Origin of the sequence: Acinetobacter sp. YH12145 (assembly GCF_013418335.1) — a bacterium.
GTDB classification, from domain to species: Bacteria; Pseudomonadota; Gammaproteobacteria; order Pseudomonadales; family Moraxellaceae; genus Acinetobacter; species Acinetobacter amyesii.
The window spans coordinates 1-22,704 of the sequence record NZ_VPCE01000004.1 but is presented as its reverse complement, the minus strand read 5'-3'; the positions used below and the strand labels follow the sequence as shown (position 1 = coordinate 22,704).

Here is a 22,704-nt window from a genome sequence, read left to right as displayed (position 1 = left end):
AAAATATTTACGCTGAAACAATAAGTTGCATTGTGGATAAGTTTGAGGATAACTGTGTGGAAAATAATCAAAAAGCCTTATCAGCACAGCCTTTGCACGCGGGAAAAGAAAACACTGTAGAAACGCAGATTTTAGTTCCCCAAAATACCCAAGAAAAAGCTGATTTAGAGGCGGTTTTGCCGGATTGGATTGACTATTTAATCCAACATTATTTACCCAATCAGGCCAGTCATCCTGCTGCAAATCAGTTAATTCAACAATTGATGCAAGCCGTGGAAAAAGGCGATAGTTGTATTTTGGCCGAAGATGCAGAGATTCAATGTTTGGCTCAGATGGTTCAGCATGAGCAAGCTGAAAAAACACCTGTTGCGCCTTTTATTTTTGATTCACAACGACTTTATCTTTATCGCTATTGGGCATTAGAAAATGCTTTGGCCAAGCAAGTCGCACGTTTAAAGCAGCAAACAGAGCAAAATCTCAATCAAACGCAGACGCTTAATATTGAAAAGGATTTACTGACCGATCCCCTTCAGATTCAAGCACTGCACATGGTGTGTCAGCACAATTTTAATATCATTACCGGTGGGCCTGGGACAGGTAAAACCTATACCTTGGCACGGATTATTGCCGTGTTGAATGAGCAAAATCCAAATTTAAGAATTGCCATGGCAGCGCCGACAGGAAAAGCGGCGCAGCGAATGGAGGAAGCCTTACAAGCAGCGTTTAAAGATCCTGCATTGCAGCATTATTCGATTATTCATAAACAACTGAAACCTATAACTTTGCATCGTCTATTGGGATTAGGGACGCGCGCTATCCCGCGGTTTAATGAACGTCAACGCTTACCCTATGACGTCATTGTGGTCGATGAAGCCTCTATGTTGGACTTAAGTTTGGCGCAGATGCTATTCGCGGCAATCCCTCAGAACAGTAAGCTGATTCTATTGGGGGATGCAGAACAGTTGGCTTCGGTCGATGTTGGCGCTGTTTTGGCTAATCTTCAGGATGTGGATGCCTTACAAGCCAACCGTACCCATTTACAGACCAGCCGCCGTTTTGTACAGGGTGCAGCCATTGGTGAGTTTGCCCATTTTATTCAACAACAAGAACAACAGCAAACAACCACAGAAGTTCTGGCGAAATTCGAACATCAGGTGGTATCTGCATCCGAACTTCAGCCGATTCATCTAACACCGAATATGAGCGATGTGATTCAGTTGCAATATCTCCCCGAAGCCACGAACAGTGCGGCACATTGGGCAAAATATTATGATCAACTAATGTATGGTTTTCAGCCCTATGTGGCATGGTTAAAACAATGGCCAGAGCAACCCGCTGAATATGCAGATTGGTTAGCCCAATTGATTCGTTATTTTGATGATTATCGAATTCTATCGGCCATTCGACATGGAAAATTAGGCTTACATGAACTCAATCAGCAGATTGAACTTCGGGTCTTAAATGCCTTGGGTGTGTTGAAACAAGGGGATTGGTATGTTGGTCGTCCAGTTATGATGACCTATAACGATTATCAACTTGGACTATCAAATGGTGATATTGGGATTTGCTTAAAACGACCGATGACGGAAAAGTCGCAGTTTGAGGTTTATTTTCCAAGTTTGGATAAATGGGTTGTGGTAACACGGTTACCTAAAAGTATAGAAACTGCCTACGCATTGACCATACATAAGTCTCAAGGTTCTGAATTTACCCATACGACGGTAGTTTTGGAAAATCATGCAACCGAAATGATGAGTAAAGAGCTGATTTATACCGCCATCACTCGTGCGAAAAAAGTGGTGAGTTTACTTGTTGCAAAAGATGCATTGGCAAAAGCGCTTATAAAAAGAACAGCACGAGTTAGTGGTTTGTTAGAAAAAATTAACAATCACCTATCTTTGTAAAGCCTGGGCAAAATGTACCGTATTTTGTAAGAAATAGCTTACATTGATTCAGGAGATTTGCGCATAGAGCTTCTTAGAGCTTTTTGAGAAGATGACTTCACAGAAAAAGAACTCAACACGGATGGTTGAGTAAAATCGCAAAAGTATAAGAATAACGTCAAAAGACAGCGAACTTACAGTGAAGTAAGGAAATAGGAAACTTACAGCCGCTAAGCCTTGTAGTTTTGGGAGAGACTACAAGGCTTTTTTATGTATAGAAAATAAGAAATGCCTATATGCTGTAACAGAAAGGAAATAGAGCTTAACCGATGTACGAAAAAGCTTACATATAGATACGAAAAATACGACTTTTATCTAACAGCCGTTGTGGCAAAATCTACCACATAAGGAAGTGCAAGTTAAAACATGGAATGTTTAACATAAGGACGCGGAAAAGCGCCACATAAAACAATAAATAATAAAACAATAACTAAAAAAGAAGAAACTACAGCGCAAAAAAGCCCGAGCCCAGCTCGGGCTTTTTTTTAATCATTCCAGTTTGAGTTTTGTATTCTAAACATCGAGTGGCAAAATGTATCAAAAATAAGTTTAAAATTCATTCAATAATCTGGAATTCAATGTGTTGGAAATATGCAGTTTTATGTCGTATAGAGTGTCGAAGCATATAAAAAATTTATAATGGAATCGAGAGGAAAAATAAGGCGTTATTGTCATTAAGAAAACCTGACGAAGTCGGCCATCTCTTTTTGCAATTGGGACGATTTTCCCTTAATATAATGCACTTGCTGTAGTGATGCACGGCAGTCAGCTGATTTATCGGTTGATTCGTATCAATAGTTAACTTTATAAGCATCTCGGAGAAATCGAATGGCTTTAACAAACGCAGATCGCGCAGAGATCATTGCAAAATTCGCTCGCGCTGAAAACGACACTGGTTCACCAGAAGTTCAAGTAGCTCTTTTAACTGCTCAAATCAATGATTTACAAGGTCACTTCAAAGAGCATAAACACGACCACCATAGCCGTCGCGGTCTTATTCGTATGGTTAACCAACGTCGTAAGCTTCTTGACTACCTTAAAGGTAAAGACGCTACTCGTTACAGCGCATTGATTGCTGCTTTAGGTTTACGTCGTTAATTCGATTTAAACTTTTATTTTCGGACTATTGCATGCTAAGTGCCGTATTACTGAAAACTAAAGTCTATCCAACCTTGGTTGGATAATGGGGAAGGGGCGATGATTCGCTCCTTCTTTGTGTCTTAAATTAGTATTTTAAATTAATGTTTTTAATCTCTAGTGAGGTCGGCTTCTAAGCTTTGTCATTTATGTTACAGCGTTTGGGGCGTTGAATGAATGCCAAACCTTAGGGGTCTCCACTAGAATAAAATCAGGAAAAAATAAAACATGTCGATGTTTAATATTATTCGTAAAGAATTCCAATATGGTCAGCATCAAGTTGTCCTAGAAACAGGTCGTATTGCGCGTCAAGCGAATACTGTGATCATCACTATGGGTGGTGTACAAGTTCTTGTTGCTGTTGTTGCTCAGCCAACAGCGAAAGCAGGTCAAGACTTCTTCCCATTGACTGTTAACTACCAAGAAAAACAATATGCTGCAGGTCGTATTCCGGGTGGTTATGGTAAACGTGAAGGCCGTGCGTCTGAAGCTGAAACGCTTATTTCACGCTTAATTGACCGTCCAATTCGTCCATTGTTCCCAGAAGGTTACTACAACGAAATCCAAGTGACTGCGACTGTTATTTCTTCTGATAAGACAATGGAAGCTGACATTGCTGCAATGTTAGGTACTTCAGCTGCTCTTGCAATTGCGGGTACACCTTTCCGTGGTCCAATTGGTGGTGCACGCGTTGGTTTAATCAACGGTGAATACATCCTAAACCCGAACCACGAACAGCTAAAAGAATCTGACCTTGACCTTGTGGTTGCAGGTACAGAATCTGCGGTATTGATGGTTGAATCAGAAGCGAAAGAGCTTTCTGAAGACCAAATGCTTGGCGCTGTATTGTTCGGTCATGACGAAATGCAAATCGCGATCCAAGCGATTAAAGAATTTGCTGCAGCTGCTGGTGCAACAGAGTCTACTTGGACTGCACCTGCGAAAAACGAAGAGCTTCGTGCGAAATTAAAAGAAGCGTTTGAAGCGAAAATCTCTGAAGCATACACAATCGCTGTTAAACACGATCGTTATGCCGCACTTGATGCGCTTCAAGCTGAAGCTGTTGCTCAATTCGTTCCAGAAGAAGACGTTGATGGTATCGCTGACGACTTAGCTGAATTATTCGAAGACCTTAAATACCGTACAGTACGTGACAATATTTTGTCAGGTAAGCCACGTATTGATGGCCGTGATACCAAAACAGTTCGTGCGCTTGACGTACAAGTTGGTGTATTAGACCGTGCTCACGGTTCTGCATTATTTACACGTGGTGAAACTCAGGCGTTGGTAACAACAACTTTGGGTAATACACGTGATGCGTTAATGGTGGATACATTAGCAGGTACGAAAACTGACAACTTCATGTTGCACTACAACTTCCCTGCATACTCTGTAGGTGAAACTGGTCGTGAATCTGGTCCTAAACGTCGTGAAATCGGTCATGGTCGTCTAGCGCGTCGTGGTGTACAAGCTGTTCTTCCTGCAGCTGACCGCTTCCCGTACGTGATTCGTATCGTATCTGATATTACTGAATCAAACGGTTCATCTTCAATGGCGTCTGTATGTGGTGCTTCTTTATCACTTATGGATGCTGGTGTGCCAATTAAAGCGCCAGTTGCTGGTATTGCGATGGGTCTTGTGAAAGAAGGCGAACGTTTCGCAGTGCTTTCTGACATCTTGGGTGATGAAGACCACCTTGGTGATATGGACTTTAAAGTAGCCGGTTCTGCAAACGGTATTACTGCACTTCAAATGGATATCAAAATCGAAGGTATCACTGAAGAAATCATGGAAGTTGCATTAAACCAAGCGTATGCAGGTCGTATGCACATCTTAAATGCAATGAACCAAGTGATTTCACGTGCTCGTCCTGAAATTTCAATGCATGCACCTACATTCCAAGTGATCAACATCAACCCTGATAAGATCCGTGACGTGATTGGTAAAGGCGGTGCAACAATCCGTCAAATCACTGAAGAAACCAAAGCGGCAATTGATATCGAAGACAACGGTACAGTACGCGTATTTGGTGAAACTAAAGCTGCTGCTTCTGCTGCTGTTGCGAAAATCCAAGCGCTTACTGCTGAAATCGAACCAGGTACAATCTACACTGGTAAAGTAATCCGTATCGTTGAATTTGGTGCGTTTGTAAACATCCTTCCAGGTACTGATGGCTTACTTCACATCTCTCAAATTTCAAACGAACGCATTGCGAACGTTTCAGACGTATTGTCTGAAGGTCAAGAGATCAAAGTACAAGTTGCTGATGTCGACAACCGTGGTCGTATCAAATTAACTATGAAAGACATCGAACAAGCTTAATGGTTTGTTGATTCACAGAGTTTCGGCTCTGTGAATGGATTCACAAAAGCCTTGAGTGTAGTCAGAGTATGAACTTTGACTTGCTCAAGGCTTTTTTTATGGCATCATGCAAAAAGTAAACACAATAATAAATGAGATATGCAAACCTATTATTTTTTTCAGCATCCAACAGCCGCGCATATCTATGTGCAAGACCAAGTGCAATGTGAGCATCATCCTGAACTTGAACCTGAGTTTATTTGGATTGATTGTACCCGTGAAGATGTCGTCAACCGCCCAGAGCAGTGGCAGAGTGATATTTTTCAGGCATCAGATCTACGGGTCAATGAATACCATCTGCGGGATATTTTAAATTTAGAGCATCCGTGTGCCTTTGACACACTCGATGATTATGATTTATTAATTTTTAGAAAAATGGTCACACCCGATGACCAAATTGTTGCAGGTGCAGAAGCTCTTGAAAAGCATGAGCGGGTCTTTGGTTTGGCGACCACCCCGATCAGTTTTTTGATCACGCCCCAAGTGCTGATCACGGTGCGCGAAAAAGGCAACAAAGCCATTGAAAGTTATATCCAACGGATTGAAACTTTAATGTCTCGTCCGATTGATGAACAAAATAAACCACGAAAATTAGCCATCACACCCTTAGATTTGGCATTGCGCTTACTGAATAATATGGTAGATGGATACTTGGATTTACGTGTTCCTTTGACCCGCCGTGTCGAGTTTTGGCAGCAAGAGCTGCTGCAAGGGCATCGACGTTTTACCAAGTGGCATCAGCTGCTGCAGGAAAATATGGCCTTTCAGCAAGTGGAAAATTTGTGTGAAGAGCAAATTGAAGCTTTGCAAGAACTGCGTGATGAAGTTGTGGATAATTACCCGCATTTGAAAGGCAAAAAGCGCAGTGAAAAGCAAGATATCATGCTGGTTCGCGTAGATGATTTAAGCAGTCATATCGAACGCATTCAAAAACACACCACACGATTACGCAGTGCTGTGCAGGCCGCGATTGATCTGCATTTTTCAGCTGTCGCCAACCAAACCAATGAAAATATGCGGATTCTGGCGATTATTACGGCGATTTTCGCACCATTAACCTTATTAACCGGTATATACGGCATGAACTTTGAGTTTATTCCGGGACTCAAATCGCCAACCGGTTTTTGGATCATGCTCGGCATCATGCTGATCACCACGATTTTACTACTGTATTATTTTTATCGACGGCATTTGGTCGGGCGCGGTGAAAAAAGCGTGATTGATATGTTGGCACAGCAGCACGGCGATCAAAATATGAATCTGTTTTGGTTTATGGATTATGAACCAATCAAACAGACGGTGAAGGGCACAGTCAAAGGTACGGTTAAAACCATGAAAGAAATTGAGAAGCTGACGAAACTCAAATAGTTCGCGTCAGTTTCTCTGATGGGCGGGTTTAGTTGCTAATCATTACGAATCCATGTGGTACTACGTCCGAGTGCAGACACGCCAATATAGCCGCGCATGGTTAAACGTTTGCCATTTGCACTCAGCTTGCCTTTGCCTTTATAGATATTGCCCGAGAGGGGATCCAGCACGTTTCCATTGCTATATTGATTTGGATATTGTGGGTCTGGTTTAAATTCTTTGATAATTTCGGAACCTATCAAAACCCATTTTTGAGTTTGCCATTACATTTTAAGCATACTTCAACCAAGGGTTTGTACGGCAATGGGCATATTGCAGTGAGTGTTCCACTATACGTCCCGTCGGCATTTTTAACGACGGTGACATCGCCGCGTGAATATCCTGTTTGGTCATCAATTGTTTTCCAAACACTGGTCATATCTTTGGCATGCAACAGACCGCTGAAACTGAGTAATGCTCCAAATAGCACATGATGTATTTGCATGATGAATCCTTTGTCATGATTTTATTGTTTTTTAAAAATCTGCAGTACAACGCGATTTGACCGATCCTTATGGTCTTAGTAATTCAATTGCGTAGCCTCGTGGGTTGTACTGCGAACGACATGCATCATGAAAAATCCCCTATACATGAATCGATATCTCAAGAGATATCATCATTTTCGTTACTTTTCAGCAAGCGATAAATTTCATCTTTTAGCTTTAATTTCTTACGCTTAATGGTCTCAATATCCGTGTTATGATGATTGACAGGATTTAATTCCAATTGAATAATTTCACGATCTAACTCATCATGTTCTTCAAAGATCCGTGCAAAGTATGGATTTTCATCACGTAACTGAGAGACCAAATCACGGTACTCAGGAAACATGTTTTTGACTTTTTTATTGCAATCTCGTGTTTTCATGGTTGTCGATCACTTCCTCTACAAGACAAACTCTACAAGAAAAGAAAAACGCCCTGCGAGGCAGAGCGTTCATGATTACATTTAATGTGAATGAAACTGTTGGTGTTTGACTTGGCGACGTAGTTGTTGAACCTCGTCAATTAAATCAAGCATCATAGCGACCGCAGTAAAACTGGCATCGAAATCTCGTTGAAGCCGATACGCACGCCGTGCGCGAGATATATCATCGCCAAAAAATTGATGAATCCTGTCTTCTGAACGGCTAGGCAGAATATCGTATTCGAGTAGTTGCAGAACCCATTCTGGACTTTGCCCACAGGCAGAGGCAAAGTGTTGTAGATCAAAACTACTTTTTTCGTCTACGATTTCAGTCTGTTTACATCCGTCACAGACAATTTCACGATAATGAATTGTTGTCATGGTGCTCTCCTTAAGACTGTCGTGGATTAAATGACGGAAAAGCTTGAGCAAAAGCCGCATATGCTTGTTGCTCTTGTTCGGTTTGTGCAGCTGGTATCTGTATATTTAAAATCAGGTAAAGGTGGCCGGGTGTTTTATTTGGTATCCCTTTGTCCTTTAATCGTAGCTGCTGCCCAGTACGTGCATTTTTAGGAATTTGTAGTTCTAATGTTTTGCCATCAGGACTGGTAAATGCAATTTTTTGACCCAATGCGGCTTCCCATGGACTGATATTCAGTTGTTGGAAAATATCAACGCCTTCTACACGGGTTTGCTCAGTTTGTTTATACAAAATTTCAATGTATAAATCGCCGGCGGCTCCACCATTATAGCCAGCTTGCCCTTGGCCGGAGAGTCGAATTTGTTGACCTGATTTCATACCTGCAGGAATTTTGACTTGCAGGGTTTTACGTTGGACTTCAGGCTCACCATGGGCGTTGAGGCTTGGAATCTGTAAGGTGATATTCTGCGTTGCACCATGAAATGCGATTTCTAAATCCACTTCTAAACTGGCGTGTTGGTCTTCACCACGGAAGCTCTTGGTTTGGCGGTTTGCACGTTGATACTGATAGTCACCGCCACCAAAGCCTTGCCCAAAACGACCAAACAAGTCTTCAAATCCACTAAAGTCCGCATGCTGACCATCACTCGTCGATTGGCGATAAAACTGAGATTGGTCAAAACCACCTTGGTTGCCAGCATTAAACCCAGCAAATCCTTGAGGATGATCGAGTTCAAAATCGTATTGTTTTTTCTTTTCGGCATCACTTAAAGTGTCGTATGCAACATTAATCGCTTGCATACGCGTTTCAGCATCAGCTTCTTTGCTGACGTCAGGGTGATATTTACGCGCCAATTTTCGATAGGCTTTTTTAATTTGATCTGCCGAAGCATCTCGGGCGATCCCTAAAGTTTGATAGTGATTGTCTGGCATACTCTCTGTATAAATATTGATCATGTTTTAATCAATATAGAAGGGTTCATCAAACTGTCATAGGGGCAAACTGCAGCTTATTGTTTCAAAACATGACAATAAAAAAGCCTCACGAGGAGGCTTTTAAAAACACATTTAAAATTAATATTTTATCCAAGTGACACTACGACCAATCACAGATACACCAACATACCCACGTATAGTTAAATGTTTTCCTGAAGCACTAAGTCTTGCTTTGCCTTTATAGATTTTTCCACCAATCGGGTCCAGAACTTTACCGTTTTGGAATTCACGTGGATTTTTTGGATCTTGTTTAAAGTCCCAAATAAATGGCAAGCCGATAAAAGGTTTATTTTTCAATTCACCTGGGCAGTTCGAGCAGACGCCCATTTTTTCAGTGCCAGGGACATTGCGTGTGGTAACAATGATGCCTTCATAGCTTCCATCGGCTTTTTTGCGAATTTCAACGTCTGCACGCGAATATCCTGTACGGTCATCGACGGTTTTCCACTTCCCCACTAGCGGATCGGTTTCCGCAGCGATTGACAATCCTGACAAAGTGCTAAGTAGTATTCCGGCAAATAATTGTTGATATATTTTTTTCATTTCATCCCCTGAAAATTCAGAATTGTGTTTTTAGAGTAAGTTGCCTAATTTATATATAAAGTCCTACAAAATCAATTCGATAGTTTGTGATGTATTTGGCATATTTTTTTAAAACGCTGCTTTAATATGGAGTTTTTACTCTAATTTTAAGTTAAAAAAGGCCTTTAATGATTTAAAGGCCTCGTGCTTAGTTTTTGACCCAAGTGACATTGCGTCCAATTGCAGAGCCTTCAGTACGACCATTGATGATCAAATGCTTACCATTATTCATCAAACGAGCGCGTGCATTGTAGTGCTTGCCTGATTTAGGATCGAGCATCACTCCACCCACAAATTCATTGGGCTTTTCTGGATCAGCGCTTAGGCCGCTTAAAGTGGTTAAACCGACCATGGGTTTATTTTTCTGAGCACCGGTGCATTGCGTGCATGTCGAAACATTTGCCGTTCCCGGTACGCTTCGGCTTTGGATAATAGTAGCCGAATACAGGTCATGCTTATCTTTGCGAATCACCACATCGGCAAGTGAATAACCTGTTCTATCATCAATGGTTTTCCATGTCCCCACTAAGGGGTCAATCGCTGCAAAAGCAGAGGATAAACTGCAGATGGAGAACATACCGAACAGGATAGAAGGGAGGAATTTAACAGCCATACAATTACCCACATTACACAAAAAGCGGATGCCTAAAACTTAAAGGCATAAAAATATTATGGGTTTAATGTAGCCTGAAATAATATGAATATTCTAGTGATTTTTTTAGGATTGGTATTTATATTTTGAGCCAAAACATGAACGCGTTGGCGCTAAATGAGGTTTATGCTGAACGTCTACGCACTAGTAAAATAGTCGGAATTCATCTCAAAGTAGATTGTTATCGGCATGATGAACTCGTCTGGAGTTGAGTTTATCATGCCAATGAAAGCCAAAAGGCCGCTTTAGTTGACGCGGATCCAAGATACCGTCCGGCCGAGGAGCGTGGTTCCAACATAACCTCGAAGTGTCAGCACATTGCCGCGTGCATTCAATTGCCCTTTACCTTGATAAGTATTGCCTGAAAGTGGGTCGATCACCTTGCCATCGGTATAGGCATTCTCTTTTGCATTATGTTTAAAGCCAGAGAAGATCGGTAAACCAATTAAAGGTGCATTTTTGAGTTTACCTTCGCATTTTTCACAAATGGTGGTGACAGGGCGGTTGGGGATGGCATGTACTTTGGTGATTTTACCGCTATAGCTACCGTCTTTTAATTTGGTGATTTGGACTTCTGCACGGGCATAGCCTGTTTTATCATCTATGGTTTTCCATGTCCCGACGAGGTCTGCTGCATGTGCTGTTATTGGGCCAAAGCAGAACATGGCTAAAAGAATAGCGAGTATTTTGAGTTTCATATTTTATCCAGTTTTTTTTACATTATTTTTCTATTAAAAATAAAGCTCTGTTGATTTTTTTGACTTTATTTCTGGCGCGATTCTACTCGAAAAAAAATTGATCGCAAATACAGCTGATCATCTTGAGGTTATAAAGTTCGCAACCATTCGACTAAGCGCAAGAAAGTAACTGTTCTAAATTTAATGGGAATAATAAAAAAAGCACCCCGAAGGATGCTTAGATTTAGGCTTTCAATCATCACGATGATTTAGCTGAGGTGTTGACCAAAAAGGGATAAAGCTTCTTCTGCAGTAAAGGTATATTTTGTATTACAGAATTGGCAATCCATTTCAATTGGGTTTTGAAACTCTAGGGTTTCACGAACTGCAGCAACACCGATTTGTTCAAGTGCTGTCGCACAGCGTTCTTTTGAACATGTACAGCCAAATTTTAAGGCCTCAGTTTCAGGAAGACGAACTTCTTCTTCGTTGTATAAACGATATAAGATTTCATTTGCGGATAAAGACGTTAACTCTTCTGCTTTTAATGTCTCAGTCAGCATGGTTAAACGTGGCCATAGGTCTTCATCGACACGGCGTTGTTCTTCTTCGTTGTTACGTGGTAATAATTGAATCAGTAAACCACCTGAACGGCTGTTGCTGCTTGCTAAGACGATACGTGTTGGGATCTGTGCAGATAGATCATAATATTGCATCAAGCAACCCGCTAATGTCGGTTTATCTAAAGGTACAATCCCTTGATAACGCTCACCAAATTCAGGCTCGATATTAATGAAAAGTACTGGGTTTACCAAGGCTTTGAGTACCGTGCTGCTGTCTTCAGCGGCTTGAAAGTGCGGGTCTTCTTCATAATCGGCAAGTGCGCGAACTTCACCGAGATGATTACATTCCGCCATTGCCCATTTAAATGTGCCTGCAGCCTGAATTTGTAAGCTAATACGACCTTTAATTTTTAAGGTACTGGCCAACAAGGCAGTCGCGCTGAGCATTTCACCCAAGAGAATTTGTACAGCAGGTGCATAGTCACGCTGTGCAAGAATCGTTTGTAGGGCTTCTTCAAGATGAACCACTTCTCCACGAACAGGGCTATCTTCAATAAAAAAGCGTTGGCGTAAATCTGACATAAAATTCTCCATAACCCTGCTTTAATGGTGACGATATTGTAAAACACAAGTCATTCATTATCATCTCTTGTGACATCAATACGATGACGTTGTAAGCTGCGTTGTAAATCAACACCTGTAGGTTTTTCACGGGCTTGCGCATCGCTTTCAAACAAATGTTCCAGTTCAGCTAAAGCGTTACGATGCGTTTCATAAATCTTTTGTTCATCGGTATAGATTTGCTGCTGTTGAGTCAGCAGTTTTTCATCATAATCACGGAACAATTCGATACTTTTATATGCATCTTCATCGCTGATGCCTAAGTCGCACAGCATGTGATAGGCCATTCCTAAAGAGGATAAATAGGTTTCACGCCAAATATGCTCAATTCCTAAATCACGCAGCAAATGCACCTGATGACGGTCACGCGCGCGGACCAATAATTTTAACTGAGGGTAATTCAGACGAATATGACGCGCCACGTTCATCGAGTCTTCAATATCATCTATGGCAAGGACAAACACTTTGGCATGTTCAATGCCCGCAGCGCGTAAAATATCTGGTTGTGTGGCATCGCCATAATACAGATGACCACCATAATTACGTACGAAATCGACTTTGTCTAAGTTGCTATCAATGGCGGTAAAAGACAAATGCTGTAAATGCGCCACACGAGCAATGATTTGTCCAAAACGTCCAAAGCCCGCAATAATCACAGGATTATGTTCATCCGGAATATCGTCATATTCGGGAATGGTTTTTGGATTAAAACGTGGCAAAATTTGTGATTGTATTAACCAATACAACATAGGGGTCAACACCATCGACAAGGTGACGATGAGGGTTAATGGCTCCAAAATGGCTTGTTGTACGACATTTTCACTTTTCGCCACACTAAAGACCACAAAGGCAAATTCACCGCCTTGAGCCAAACAGGTCGCCAGTAAAATACTGTTGCGCCATGAATTTTTGAGATAACGCGCAATCGCGGTAAGTGACGCCATTTTGATGAGCATCAGTGCCAACGCACCACCGATAATGAACCATGGCATTTCAACAAACAACGACAGTTCCGTGGTCATGCCCACGGTCATAAAGAACAGACCAAGTAAAAGCCCTTTAAACGGAGCAATACTCGCTTCGAGTTCATGGCGGAATTCCGAGTCTGCCAATAGCACGCCAGTCAAAAATGCTCCGAGTGTGGTACTGATGCCAAGTACATCCATCAACACCACGACACCCAGCACTATAAATAAACCGACAGCGGTGATCAGTTCATGCGCACCACTTTTCGCGACGAAGCGGAAAAAAGGCCGCATTAAGTATCGACTAAATAAAAATAAGCCTGAAAAAGTCGCAATGATTGCAGCGAAATAGGCGATTCCGTGATGTGATGATTCTGTTCCTGCGAGCAGGGGAATGACTGCAATCAGGGGAATCGCGGCCATATCTTGAAACAGCAAAATCGAAAAGGATTGTTGCCCATAAGTGGTGTTTAATTGCTGCTTCTCACTCAGCATCTGCAAGACAAAGGCAGTAGAAGAAAGAGCGAGAGCGAAACCGATAACGATACTGGCTGCAATGCCTTGTTGTAAGGCAAAAAAACTGCCTAGCGCTAAAACAAGACCGGTCAGACCGACTTGTAAACTCCCCATGCCGAAAATAGAACTACGCATACTCCATAGACGCTGTGGACGGAGTTCGAGGCCGATCAGGAACATCAGTAAGATCACGCCAAACTCAGCGAGATCTTGGATCGCTTGGGGATCACTGGCAATGTTAAAGACATCGGGGCCGAGCAAAATACCAGTGAACAGATATCCCAATACCGTTGCAATACCAAAGCGCTTGAGCAAAGGGACAAGCAATAAGGATGCGCCAAGGAAAATTGTGATCTGTAACAGTAGTGACATTTACTCGTCCTAGAGTTGTGTTTTTGGTCGAAAGTTGCAATTCAGTATGACTGATATTTTCAGACTGAATTGTACGCGTTTAACTGAGTTCCTGTGGGTCTATATCGAGGCTCAATTTCATATTTGATGGCTTGTTATGCAAGATTTTTTGCCACCAATAACGCAGATAATAATGTAAGCGCGCACGATCTGTAGACAGTAAAACCATGTGGGATTGGTAACGCCCTGCTTTGCGCTCCATCGGGGCAGGAATCGGCCCCCAAATGTCAATAATTCCAGCAGAGTCCTGATGCAGCAATTGGGCATGTTGCTGTAAAAATTCAGTATTGAGTTCTTGGTTTTTTGACTCACAGCGTACCAATGCGGCATAGCGAAACGGTGGCATTTGTGCCATTTTCCGTTCTTTCATGGTTTCTTTGGCAAATTTTCGATAGTCTTCATTGACCAAAATATTCAAAAGCGGATGGTCGGGTCTTAATGTTTGTAGGAATACATCGCCTTTACGTTCGCCACGGCCGGCACGCCCTGTGACTTGCACAATGAGTTGAGCGGTACGTTCGATGGCACGGAAGTCCACACTCAGCAGACCTGAATCGATATCTAAAATCGCCACCAAGGTGACGTAAGGGAAATGATGACCTTTGGCCAGCATTTGCGTACCAAGCAAAATAGCAGGCTCACTTTTTTGAATCTTGTCATAGATTTTTTGCCAGCTGCCGACGCGACTGGTGGAATCACGATCGACGCGTATAACGTCATGCTGCGGAAATAGCTCATTCAGGCTTTCTTCAACCTTCGCTGTGCCCATGCCCACGGACTTCAGTTCTTGGTGATTACACTGCGGGCAATGCTCTGGCATACGGTGAATGGTGCCGCAGTGATGACAATGTAAATGTTGATAAGGTGTGCGATGAACCGTGAAATTGGCATCACAGTGCGGACATTTGGCCTGCCATGCACAGCTTTCACAAATTAAAACTGGGGCATATCCTCGACGGTTTAAGAACACTAACACCTGTTCTTTTTTTTCTAGGCGCTTACGGATTTCACCAATTAATAATTGGCTAATTCCATGCTGTTTCTGTGCCACTTTCAAATCAAGGATGTGCATTTTCGGCATGACCGCGGTGCCTGCGCGTTGGTTTAGTTCCAAAATTGTCATCTTGCCTTGTTTGGCAAGGGCATAGCATTCAATACTAGGTGTGGCAGAGCCAAGAATGACAGGGCATTGTTCCAGATGCCCACGGAACAGAGCAACATCGCGTGCATGGTAGCGAAAGCCTTCTTGTTGTTTAAAGGACAGATCATGCTCTTCATCAATCACAATTAAACCTAGATTAGGCAGTGGCGTATAAATCGCAGAACGTGTGCCTAAGATAATTGAAGCCTTGCCCGTTTGCGCAGCTTGCCAAGCTTGCATACGTTTTGAATCGTTCAAACCCGAATGTAGTAGAGCAATATTGCAATGAAAACGTGATTGGAAACGGCTGATGGTCTGTGGGGTGAGCCCAATCTCAGGAACTAAAACCAAGACCTGTTTGCCATGCTTTAGAATCTCTTGCATGATTTGTAAATAGACTTCAGTTTTACCACTGCCAGTTAAGCCATCGAGCAGGAAGGCCTGATATTTTTTACGTGCTTTTAATACGCTATCGATCGCTTTTTTTTGGTCAGGGTTTGCTGTAAGTGGCATTTGCGCCATGCTCATCGGCATCGGGCTAAAGTCTTGTTCTGCTAACACACATTCGCAGATGCCTTTTTTCTCTAAGGCTTTGAGTGTTGCTGTTTCCACACCTGACAAATTTAAAAGATTTTCACCTGTGCCTGTGGGATGTAATTTTAGTATTTTATACGCTTCTTGCTGACGCTCTGAACGTTTAATTTTGGCTTCAGCATTATGGTCGATCAGATTCCATGTCCGTGCCAGTAAATTATAGGGCTTTCCTTGGCGTAACAGCGTCGGAAGGGCACTTTGCATCACTTCACCAATCGGAAATTGGTAATACTGTGCAGACCATGTCAATAAATTTAAAACTTTCTCATCTAAAATGGCACGATCATCAAGAAGTTCGGTAATGGCCTTGAGTTTAAAGCTTGAATCGAGTGGTGCATCGGGAGCAATTTTTTCCACGATGATACCGGTCAAATTTTGCCGACCAAAAGATACAGCAACGCGTGCACCTACTTCAGCTTGTTGGTATTGCTCTTGGTTTAAGCTGTAATCGAAGCAGTCGTATAAATATACCGGAACGGCGACTCGAACGCGGTAAATAGGTGTTGCAATGCTCGCTGAATTTGCCATAAAACGTGGATAAGTTCCTGATTAAATTTCGTCGTGATCGTAAAGGAGTTGTGTTAGAGTGAGCTCATATTTTATATCTAAGAATATGAATGATTTTGATGGTCAGACGCAACTGCGCTGATAGAAATTTTGGAAAATTAGAGCATTACAATGCCTGCATATCAGTTTACTGCCATAGACGCTTCAGGGAAGCAGCAGAAGGGTGTACTTGAGGGTGATTCTGCGCGTCAAATTCGTCAACAGCTCAGAGATCAGTCACTCATTCCAGTTGCTGTCGATCCGATAGAGCAAAAAGACAAACACGCGCAGCAGCGCTGGTTTCAAAAAGGGCTGAATGCCTATGACTTGGCTTTATTGACTCGCCAACTTTCAGTTTTGGTTGCCGCTGCAATTCCATTAGAAGAAGCGATTCGTGCTGTGGGAAAACAAAACGAAAAAGCCCATGTGCAAAACCTGTTGATGTCGGTGCGTTCTAAAGTTTTGGAAGGGCATTCTTTAGCCAACGCACTACAACAAGCGGGACGCTTTCCTGAACTGTATATTGCCACGATTGCAGCAGGTGAGCGTTCAGGTCATCTCGATCTCATTCTCGACCAACTTGCCGATTACACCGAAAACCGCTTCGCCATGCAAAAAAAAGTGCAGGGTGCGATGATTTATCCCATCATCCTGATGTTAATGTCTTTCGGTATTGTGATGGGACTCATGACCTATGTGGTCCCAGATATTGTCAAAACCTTTGACCAAAGCAAAGATGCCTTGCCGTGGATAACAGTCGCTTTAATGAAAGCCAGTGATTTTATCCGAATGGCTTGGCCATTTTTATTGGTCGGTAGCGTAGTCTCGATTTTTCTCTTGGTTCGATTCCTCAGAACAGCGGCGGGACATTATGCCTTTGATCGATTGACCTTGAAATTACCGTTATTTTCCAAACTGTCTAAAGGCATTAATGCCGCTCGTTTTGCCAGTACATTATCGATTTTAACCAAGTCTGGTGTGCCTTTGGTCGATGCTTTAAAAATTGGTGCAGCGGTCAGTAATAATTGGGTGATTCGAGATTCGGTCAACCTTGCGGCAGAGAAAGTAACAGAAGGTGGTAATTTAGCAACACAGCTTGAGCGAAGTGGTTATTTCCCACCGATGATGGTACAAATGATCAAAAGTGGTGAAAGTTCAGGCGAATTAGACCGGATGCTAGAACGTGCGTCGACGATGCAAGACCGAGAAGTGACGACCTTAATTTCAACTTTATTGGCGTTACTTGAACCGCTGATGTTGGTATTTATGGCGAGCATTGTACTGGTGATCGTGATTGCTGTGATGCTGCCAATCGTGAATATGAATAATATGATTTAAGACATTCGAACAATGATGTGAACAGAGATTTGTAACATGCAAGTGAAGACAAAAAATATGAAGCAACAAGGTTTTACTTTAATTGAAGTGATGGTGGTCATTGTCATTTTAGGTGTTTTGGCTGCGCTGATTGTACCGAACGTGATGGGCCGTGGTGAAAAAGCCAAAGTTGATACCACAGCAATTACTTTAAAAAGTGTCGCTGGCTCATTAGATCAATACAAAATGGATAATGGTAAATTCCCTTCAATGCAAGACGGTGGATTAAATGCTTTGGTCACTAAACCTGAGTCTGCTAAAAACTGGTTGCCGGGTGGCTATATCAAAGGTGGCTATCCAAAAGACAGTTGGGACAATGACATCCAATATGTGATTCCAGGTTCTGAAGGCCGTCCTTATGATCTTTATTCATTTGGTGCGGATGGTCAGTCTGGCGGTGAAGAAAATGATGCCGATATTTACTATAAACACTAACTGAGAATAATTATAAATTCAGTTTTAATGGAATTAATCACTTCACTTAATAGGATGTTTCAATATTGAGTGAAGTGATAATAAATCTTAATTATAAAATTAATATTAAGTTATTGAATTTTATTTAAATTGCATAATATAAAATATGTGATATTTATAATAAGATTTATTCCCAATTTTATTGATTACAATAATCGCAAAATATGAATAAATATAGGCTTTTCATTTAAATAAAACCGCGCATAATATCTTTTATGGTACTTTTTTAGCCATGGAGGATAGTATGAAAGCATTAATATTAACGGATGAAATTAACCAATTTCATTGGTCTATGCTGAAATCTGTTCTTTTGATTTTAAGTATTCTGCCGATCAGTCAAGGCATTGTGTATTTATGGCAAAGCACTGAGGGCAGTAGCCAAATTATGGTGGGCTTCTTTGCCATGAGCTTAATGAGTTCATTACTGGCTTTAAGTTTTTGGTCTGCATTAAAAGCGACTGTGGCAAATTTAAAACAAGAACATGCATCTGCCATCGAACAACTGGTTGTTCGTCTTTATCGATATATTCCAATGGTATCTTTAGCTGCCATGCTTTCCTATTTAGTTACGCAGTTATAACCCCAAAATTAAACCTTCAAAACTGGAGCTTGCTCCAGTTTTTTTTATGTCTCGTGTTAATGAACAGTTCGTAGCGTACATCAGTGCATACTTCTACATGGTACGCGCTCTAACATAACCTTGCTTTGTCCGTTTTGACGCATCGAATGTCTGTTTCACATATGGTCAGCCTGAATGAAATTTTTATAATCTTTACATATCAGATCTTAGATAGTTAGATGAAGTACAACAAAGAAAAGAAAGAGGGAAAAATGCAACAGATCGATTGGCACGATTTTGTGAAAGTTGAATTACGTGTAGGGAAAATTGTGCAGGCAGAAGTCTTTGAGCAAGCACGTAAACCCGCGTACATTCTCCATGTGGATTTTGGAGATAAACTGGGCATTAAAAAGTCCAGTGCACAAATTACACAGCTATATCAGCCGGAAAATCTAGTGGGGAAATTGGTCGTTGCTGTCGTGAATTTTCCAAAAAAACAAATTGGTCCGATCCAGTCAGAATGCCTAGTCACAGGCTTTCATAATGCAGAGGGGCATGTTGCTCTTTGTGTGCCTGATGCAGAGATTCCCCTCGGCACCAAGTTACTTTAAAAAAGCAGGGTGAACTGGCACCCTGAAAGTTTATCAATAAAAAACCGAGCCAAAGCTCGGTTTTTTTTGATCTTTTGTAGCGGAATCAACGGCGTGATTTAAAAGAAATATCAACTTTACGCGGGCGATAAATCCAACCGAGAACCAATAACAAGAATGAAAAAATCAACACAGGCCAATCACTTAAGCGAGTGTAAAGCGTTTCGCCTTGCATGGCAGGTAAATCACCACGCAGTACCGCATCTTTATCCATCGGTGCCTGCTTCACAATGTGACCATTATGATCAATAAAGGCGGTAATGCCGGTATTGGTTGCACGGATAAACCAACGGCCATTTTCTTTGGCACGCATTTGAACCATTTGTAGGTGCTGATGCGGGCTCGCTGTTCCAGTAAACCAAGCGTCATTGGAAATAGTCACTAGGTAGTCACTTTGACTGGCATTACGGCGCGTTAAGTTAGGATAAGCCACTTCATAGCAAATCGCCGCACCTAAATCATGACCTTTAACATTCAAAGGCTTTTGGTTGTTTGCACCACGTGAAAAGCCACTCATCGACGGGTCATTTTGTAGGGCAGGTAGTACCCAACTTAACATCCCTGAAAGCGGAATGTATTCACCAAAGGGTACCAGACGTTGCTTCTTGTATAGACCAGAAGATTCATCACCAGTTGCCATGATGGTGTTGTAATACATAGGGTGTTGGTTTTGCTGTGATTCCGCTAAATCCCAATAGGGAATACCTGTCACCCAAGCCGTCCCTGTTTTATTGGCTTGGACTTTCATCGCATCCAGAAACGGCTCAATATCGGTTTGGAACATTGGAATGGAGGATTCCGGCCAAACAATGACATCACGCCCCCATTCGGTCCGACTTAATGACGCATATTTCATTAAGGTTTGAGCTTGGTATTCTGTTAACCATTTTAAATCTTGTGGAATATTGCCTTGAATTAAGGAAACACTCAGCGGTTTTTCATTTTTAGGCTGAACAAATTGCAGTTGCGCTGCACCCCATGCGCCGAGCAAAACAAGGGCAGATGGAACAATCCAAAATATGCGTTTACGCAGGATTTCAACTAAGGCACAGGCCAATAAAATGACCGCAAAAGACACCCCAAAGATCCCGAATAATGGCGCATAGCCATCGAGGAACCGTTCAGTAAAGGCATAACCTGCAAACAGCCATGGAAAACCGGTAAAGACCCAAGTTTTACTCCACTCGAAAAACACCCACAGTGGCGCAAAGGTCAGTGGGGTTTCTGGAAAGAAGCGGCGGTAGAGCCAACTCTGAACTGCGGTAAACAGCCCCATCACAATCGCCATAATGGCAATCATCAAAACACTGAGTGCTGAATTGGTATCACCATAGACATGGATTGAGGTATATAGCCAAAAAGCCCCGACAAACCATAAGCCAAAGCCATAAGCTAGACCAATGAAAAACGATTGTTTAGGTGCACGTTGACTTAGGCAGGCATACAACAGGGCTGGAGATAAAATTGCCAACCACCAATAATGATAGGGTGCCAGCGACAAGCTGAAGATGGCACCTGAAAATAATGCGATCAGCAAAGGATAGATGAAAGGTAGCTGTTTTTTTTGTTGTGAGTGGTTTAGCAGCTTATCAAAGTAGGTTCTCATTTACGGACAGCTCGGATCAGATGAATGGTACGTGCATCTGCCTCCAAAATGGTAAATTCCCAGTTTTCAAGTTCAATCACTTGACCTTGTAAATCACTGACCAAGCCCATTTCTTGTAGCAGTAAGCCGCCCACAGTTTCTACTTCATCATCTGAAAAATCAGCATCTAAAAGATTGTTAAAGTGTTCAATTGGTGTAAGTGCTTGAACCAACCATGTATTTGCACTTAGTGGGTCTTCATCTGGAATGATAAATTGAGCTTCTTCATCGACTTTGTCGTGTTCATCTTCAATTTCACCCACAATTTCTTCAAGAATGTCCTCTAAAGTGACTAAGCCTGAAGTTGTGCCATATTCATCAATAACAACAGCGATATGGGTTTGGGTATTTTTCAACATACGTAAAACTTGGTCAGAACGCGCGCTCTCAGGTACAAATAAGGGTTGACGCATTAATGCACGAATATCGACTTTGGTGGTCGGTTCTGTCAAAAATGGCAACAAATCTTTGGCCAACAAAATACCGACAACATTGTCTGGCTGGTCTGAGGAAAAGACTGGGAAACGTGAGTGTGCAGATTCAACAAGTACATGCAAAATATCTAATAGCTCATCATCTTCTTGTAAGCTGATCATCGCAGTACGGGGGGTCATGACCTCGCGGATTTTAGTTGCAGGTAAGTCGAGTACCCCTTCGAGCATGGCAACTGTATCGGGTTCTAAGAAACGACGTGAATCTTGTACCAATTTCAACAGTTCGTCACGGGTTTCTGGTGCAGTGCCCAGCCATTTACGTAAGCCGCGCATGCCCCACGACGGGCCGGATTCCTCTTGCATGATCTTTCCTAAAGACTCTTAATATCTAATAAATGATGATTTTATCATACCGTAGAAAATACAGTTGTCTATTGTTAATGTTGATCTAGATGATGAGCGATCAAGTCATTTTAAGACGCTATCGTTTGCATTTTTCAAGCTAACATTCGGTCGTCAGGATTATGCTAAAATAGCCCTAGATTTTAATACTGAGTTTTCTAATGTCTGAGCCTTCTGTGCACCCATCAATTCAATTAAACACCCGTGGCTTACGTTGCCCTGAGCCTGTGATGATGTTGCATCAAGCCATTCGTAAATCAAAATCGGGCGATATTGTTGAGGTTTTTGCAACAGATAATTCGACCTCTTGGGATATTCCGAAATTTTGTATGCATTTAGGTCATGAGCTTTTGCTTCAAGAAGAACGTCTTGATGAAAATGGAAATAAAGAATTCCATTATTTGGTTCAGAAAGGTTAATTTAAGAGATTGTAAAAAATAATAATTATTAAGATGTTACATTTTTATTAATAAAATAGGCTGGTCAAGTCTGATGGCTAGCCTATATCATTCGCAGCATAATTATACAAAGTTTAAAAAACAGACTTTTAAAATGTTAAATTCGATTGCTCTTATACTTGAAAAATTAGGCTTATCTGCCCAAAAACGTGCCATTCATGTGCAATTCTCCAACCCTGCGTTGAATGATGAGCTTTTTATTCAACGTATTGATGGGGAGCATGTCTTAAACCAAGGCCTGCAAGCGACTTTGATTTGCCTATCTA

At 41.8% G+C, this 22,704-nt stretch carries 23 protein-coding genes; 10 read left to right on the top strand and 13 right to left on the bottom strand.

Features of this window, described 5'->3' with window-relative positions:
• The first annotated feature begins 128 nt into the window (after positions 1 to 128).
• From recD to FTU80_RS04495, 4 genes are all read left to right on the top strand, one after another.
• A complete protein-coding gene (gene recD, locus FTU80_RS04510; RefSeq protein WP_373685176.1) occupies positions 129 to 1,904 on the top strand; it encodes an exodeoxyribonuclease V subunit alpha in 1,776 nt (591 codons plus the stop codon).
• An 867-nt stretch (positions 1,905 to 2,771) separates the two neighbouring features.
• Complete coding sequence (gene rpsO, locus FTU80_RS04505) at positions 2,772 to 3,041, top strand: 30S ribosomal protein S15 (protein WP_067761248.1); 270 nt, start codon at positions 2,772 to 2,774, stop codon at positions 3,039 to 3,041.
• Positions 3,042 to 3,314: 273 nt separating this feature from the next.
• Entirely contained in the window at positions 3,315 to 5,402 is a 2,088-nt protein-coding gene (pnp, locus tag FTU80_RS04500) for a polyribonucleotide nucleotidyltransferase (protein ID WP_111885640.1), read from the top strand.
• A 138-nt stretch (positions 5,403 to 5,540) separates the two neighbouring features.
• Entirely contained in the window at positions 5,541 to 6,809 is a 1,269-nt protein-coding gene (locus tag FTU80_RS04495; RefSeq protein ID WP_180084361.1) for a magnesium transporter CorA family protein, read from the top strand.
• 35 nt (positions 6,810 to 6,844) lie between these two features.
• Here the strand turns inward: FTU80_RS04495 and FTU80_RS16385 are convergent, their stop codons facing one another.
• The 11 genes from FTU80_RS16385 to FTU80_RS04445 all read right to left on the bottom strand — a co-directional run bounded on the left by FTU80_RS16385 (position 6,845) and on the right by FTU80_RS04445 (position 16,421).
• On the bottom strand, positions 6,845 to 7,051 hold the full coding sequence (locus tag FTU80_RS16385) for a DUF2147 domain-containing protein (RefSeq protein WP_249748506.1): 207 nt from the start codon (positions 7,049 to 7,051) through the stop codon (positions 6,845 to 6,847).
• Positions 7,048 to 7,293 carry a hypothetical protein gene (locus FTU80_RS16380; protein ID WP_257221431.1) on the bottom strand — a complete coding sequence of 82 codons (246 nt, stop codon included), beginning with the start codon at positions 7,291 to 7,293 and terminating at the stop codon, positions 7,048 to 7,050. Before FTU80_RS16380 ends, FTU80_RS16385 begins: the two co-directional genes overlap by 4 nt.
• A gap of 158 nt (positions 7,294 to 7,451) precedes the next feature.
• Positions 7,452 to 7,715: a YdcH family protein gene (locus FTU80_RS04485; RefSeq protein ID WP_078192816.1), complete on the bottom strand. Its 264-nt coding sequence runs from the start codon at positions 7,713 to 7,715 to the stop codon at positions 7,452 to 7,454.
• A gap of 81 nt (positions 7,716 to 7,796) precedes the next feature.
• Positions 7,797 to 8,135, bottom strand: coding sequence for a chaperone modulator CbpM (locus FTU80_RS04480; protein WP_111885626.1), 339 nt, complete (start codon positions 8,133 to 8,135; stop codon positions 7,797 to 7,799).
• A gap of 10 nt (positions 8,136 to 8,145) precedes the next feature.
• Complete coding sequence (locus tag FTU80_RS04475; RefSeq protein WP_078192879.1) at positions 8,146 to 9,108, bottom strand: DnaJ C-terminal domain-containing protein; 963 nt, start codon at positions 9,106 to 9,108, stop codon at positions 8,146 to 8,148.
• 141 nt (positions 9,109 to 9,249) lie between these two features.
• The gene (locus FTU80_RS04470; protein WP_078192815.1) at positions 9,250 to 9,714 is read right to left on the bottom strand and encodes a DUF2147 domain-containing protein; all 465 of its coding nucleotides are present in this window, start codon (positions 9,712 to 9,714) and stop codon (positions 9,250 to 9,252) included.
• Positions 9,715 to 9,901: 187 nt separating this feature from the next.
• Complete coding sequence (locus tag FTU80_RS04465) at positions 9,902 to 10,366, bottom strand: DUF2147 domain-containing protein (RefSeq protein ID WP_168377964.1); 465 nt, start codon at positions 10,364 to 10,366, stop codon at positions 9,902 to 9,904.
• A 284-nt stretch (positions 10,367 to 10,650) separates the two neighbouring features.
• Positions 10,651 to 11,103 carry a DUF2147 domain-containing protein gene (locus FTU80_RS04460; protein WP_180035003.1) on the bottom strand — a complete coding sequence of 151 codons (453 nt, stop codon included), beginning with the start codon at positions 11,101 to 11,103 and terminating at the stop codon, positions 10,651 to 10,653.
• 248 nt (positions 11,104 to 11,351) lie between these two features.
• Positions 11,352 to 12,227, bottom strand: a complete 876-nt coding sequence (hslO, locus tag FTU80_RS04455) for an Hsp33 family molecular chaperone HslO (RefSeq protein ID WP_111885623.1) — start codon at positions 12,225 to 12,227, stop codon at positions 11,352 to 11,354.
• Positions 12,228 to 12,277: 50 nt separating this feature from the next.
• Positions 12,278 to 14,119, bottom strand: a complete 1,842-nt coding sequence (locus FTU80_RS04450; RefSeq protein WP_111885622.1) for a monovalent cation:proton antiporter-2 (CPA2) family protein — start codon at positions 14,117 to 14,119, stop codon at positions 12,278 to 12,280.
• Between the two features lie 79 nt (positions 14,120 to 14,198).
• Complete coding sequence (locus tag FTU80_RS04445) at positions 14,199 to 16,421, bottom strand: primosomal protein N' (RefSeq protein ID WP_180084360.1); 2,223 nt, start codon at positions 16,419 to 16,421, stop codon at positions 14,199 to 14,201.
• 150 nt (positions 16,422 to 16,571) lie between these two features.
• Here FTU80_RS04445 and gspF point away from each other — a divergent pair, with 150 nt between their 5' ends.
• The 4 genes from gspF to FTU80_RS04425 all read left to right on the top strand — a co-directional run bounded on the left by gspF (position 16,572) and on the right by FTU80_RS04425 (position 19,460).
• On the top strand, positions 16,572 to 17,777 hold the full coding sequence (gene gspF, locus FTU80_RS04440; protein WP_078189785.1) for a type II secretion system inner membrane protein GspF: 1,206 nt from the start codon (positions 16,572 to 16,574) through the stop codon (positions 17,775 to 17,777).
• 36 nt (positions 17,778 to 17,813) lie between these two features.
• Positions 17,814 to 18,251, top strand: coding sequence for a type II secretion system major pseudopilin GspG (gene gspG, locus FTU80_RS04435; RefSeq protein WP_078189784.1), 438 nt, complete (start codon positions 17,814 to 17,816; stop codon positions 18,249 to 18,251).
• 283 nt (positions 18,252 to 18,534) lie between these two features.
• Complete coding sequence (locus FTU80_RS04430; protein ID WP_180084359.1) at positions 18,535 to 18,870, top strand: hypothetical protein; 336 nt, start codon at positions 18,535 to 18,537, stop codon at positions 18,868 to 18,870.
• Between the two features lie 251 nt (positions 18,871 to 19,121).
• Positions 19,122 to 19,460, top strand: coding sequence for a tRNA-binding protein (locus FTU80_RS04425; protein WP_180084358.1), 339 nt, complete (start codon positions 19,122 to 19,124; stop codon positions 19,458 to 19,460).
• A gap of 85 nt (positions 19,461 to 19,545) precedes the next feature.
• On the opposite strand, the gene lnt is transcribed toward FTU80_RS04425, so the two are convergent.
• Complete coding sequence (gene lnt / locus FTU80_RS04420) at positions 19,546 to 21,105, bottom strand: apolipoprotein N-acyltransferase (protein ID WP_180084357.1); 1,560 nt, start codon at positions 21,103 to 21,105, stop codon at positions 19,546 to 19,548.
• Entirely contained in the window at positions 21,102 to 21,941 is an 840-nt protein-coding gene (locus tag FTU80_RS04415; protein WP_078189781.1) for an HlyC/CorC family transporter, read from the bottom strand. The genes lnt and FTU80_RS04415 overlap by 4 nt, the downstream gene beginning before the upstream one ends.
• A gap of 200 nt (positions 21,942 to 22,141) precedes the next feature.
• On the opposite strand from FTU80_RS04415, the gene tusA reads away from it, so the two are divergent.
• Together tusA and FTU80_RS16515 are read left to right on the top strand one after the other, a co-directional pair.
• The gene (gene tusA, locus FTU80_RS04410) at positions 22,142 to 22,399 is read left to right on the top strand and encodes a sulfurtransferase TusA (RefSeq protein WP_180084356.1); all 258 of its coding nucleotides are present in this window, start codon (positions 22,142 to 22,144) and stop codon (positions 22,397 to 22,399) included.
• Positions 22,400 to 22,532: 133 nt separating this feature from the next.
• The coding region (locus FTU80_RS16515) for a hypothetical protein (RefSeq protein WP_180084355.1) at positions 22,533 to 22,704 on the top strand (172 nt) is incomplete at its 3' end.

What these genes read in the sequence shown, in the direction of transcription:
- rpsO (WP_067761248.1), top strand. Translation starts at nt 2,772, where the DNA reads ATGGCTTTAACAAACGCAGATCGCGCAGAGATCATTGCAAAATTCGCT.
- pnp (WP_111885640.1), top strand. Translation starts at nt 3,315, where the DNA reads ATGTTTAATATTATTCGTAAAGAATTCCAATATGGTCAGCATCAAGTT.
- FTU80_RS04495 (WP_180084361.1), top strand. Translation starts at nt 5,541, where the DNA reads ATGCAAACCTATTATTTTTTTCAGCATCCAACAGCCGCGCATATCTAT.
- FTU80_RS16380 (WP_257221431.1), bottom strand. Translation starts at nt 7,293, where the DNA reads ATGCAAATACATCATGTGCTATTTGGAGCATTACTCAGTTTCAGCGGT.
- FTU80_RS04485 (WP_078192816.1), bottom strand. Translation starts at nt 7,715, where the DNA reads ATGAAAACACGAGATTGCAATAAAAAAGTCAAAAACATGTTTCCTGAG.
- FTU80_RS04480 (WP_111885626.1), bottom strand. Translation starts at nt 8,135, where the DNA reads ATGACAACAATTCATTATCGTGAAATTGTCTGTGACGGATGTAAACAG.
- FTU80_RS04475 (WP_078192879.1), bottom strand. Translation starts at nt 9,108, where the DNA reads ATGCCAGACAATCACTATCAAACTTTAGGGATCGCCCGAGATGCTTCG.
- FTU80_RS04470 (WP_078192815.1), bottom strand. Translation starts at nt 9,714, where the DNA reads ATGAAAAAAATATATCAACAATTATTTGCCGGAATACTACTTAGCACT.
- FTU80_RS04465 (WP_168377964.1), bottom strand. Translation starts at nt 10,366, where the DNA reads ATGGCTGTTAAATTCCTCCCTTCTATCCTGTTCGGTATGTTCTCCATC.
- FTU80_RS04460 (WP_180035003.1), bottom strand. Translation starts at nt 11,103, where the DNA reads ATGAAACTCAAAATACTCGCTATTCTTTTAGCCATGTTCTGCTTTGGC.
- hslO (WP_111885623.1), bottom strand. Translation starts at nt 12,227, where the DNA reads ATGTCAGATTTACGCCAACGCTTTTTTATTGAAGATAGCCCTGTTCGT.
- FTU80_RS04450 (WP_111885622.1), bottom strand. Translation starts at nt 14,119, where the DNA reads ATGTCACTACTGTTACAGATCACAATTTTCCTTGGCGCATCCTTATTG.
- FTU80_RS04445 (WP_180084360.1), bottom strand. Translation starts at nt 16,421, where the DNA reads ATGGCAAATTCAGCGAGCATTGCAACACCTATTTACCGCGTTCGAGTC.
- gspF (WP_078189785.1), top strand. Translation starts at nt 16,572, where the DNA reads ATGCCTGCATATCAGTTTACTGCCATAGACGCTTCAGGGAAGCAGCAG.
- gspG (WP_078189784.1), top strand. Translation starts at nt 17,814, where the DNA reads ATGCAAGTGAAGACAAAAAATATGAAGCAACAAGGTTTTACTTTAATT.
- FTU80_RS04430 (WP_180084359.1), top strand. Translation starts at nt 18,535, where the DNA reads ATGAAAGCATTAATATTAACGGATGAAATTAACCAATTTCATTGGTCT.
- FTU80_RS04425 (WP_180084358.1), top strand. Translation starts at nt 19,122, where the DNA reads ATGCAACAGATCGATTGGCACGATTTTGTGAAAGTTGAATTACGTGTA.
- lnt (WP_180084357.1), bottom strand. Translation starts at nt 21,105, where the DNA reads ATGAGAACCTACTTTGATAAGCTGCTAAACCACTCACAACAAAAAAAA.
- FTU80_RS04415 (WP_078189781.1), bottom strand. Translation starts at nt 21,941, where the DNA reads ATGCAAGAGGAATCCGGCCCGTCGTGGGGCATGCGCGGCTTACGTAAA.
- tusA (WP_180084356.1), top strand. Translation starts at nt 22,142, where the DNA reads ATGTCTGAGCCTTCTGTGCACCCATCAATTCAATTAAACACCCGTGGC.